The sequence below is a fragment of the Bacillus sp. Nf3 genome, from assembly GCF_003028545.1.
In the GTDB taxonomy this organism is placed as follows: Bacteria; Bacillota; Bacilli; order Bacillales; family Bacillaceae; genus Bacillus; species Bacillus safensis.
On sequence record NZ_PYUA01000134.1, the window covers coordinates 1 to 509 of the forward strand.

A 509-nucleotide genomic window follows, 5' to 3' on the forward strand; every position below is an offset into this window, starting at 1 on the left:
GAACGCGGCATCGCCATCGCTGGCATTGGCCGCAGCCACCAGTGCAGCGGCCGCGCCCTTGATGTCACACACGCCCAGACCGACCACGCGGTCATCCAGGCGCCGCATCACGTGCGGGTCGGCACTCCAGTGCGGCGAGTCCGGCACCGTGTCCAGGTGCACGTTGAACAGGTACTTCGGCGTACCACGCACGGCGTACAGGCTGACCGCACCGGCACCATGGTCGATCACCTCGACGTTGAACCCGGGCAGGTTGTCGCGCAGGTAATCGAAGATGCCGCCGGTGGTGATCGCACGCGGCGGGTTGCGGGTGTCGAAGGACACCAGCGCCTGCAGGTGATCGAGCGTCTGTTCAAGCATGTGTCTGAATATCCGTAGGGTTCGAAATCGGTAGTGCCGGCCGCTGGCCGGCTCCGCAATGATCCAGCCGTGCCACGAGCCGGCCAGCGGCCGGCACCCCCGTCACAGGTCAACCGCGATTGACCTGCGCATAGACAGTGGAGCTCATG

General features: G+C 65.8%; 1 protein-coding gene. It reads right to left on the reverse strand.

Annotated features, from left to right (window positions below; genetic code table 11):
* A partial coding sequence (locus tag C9414_RS21200) for a M20/M25/M40 family metallo-hydrolase (RefSeq protein ID WP_142398098.1) occupies positions 1-360 on the reverse strand: 360 nt, incomplete at its 3' end.
* Between the last annotated feature and the right edge of the window lie 149 nt (positions 361-509).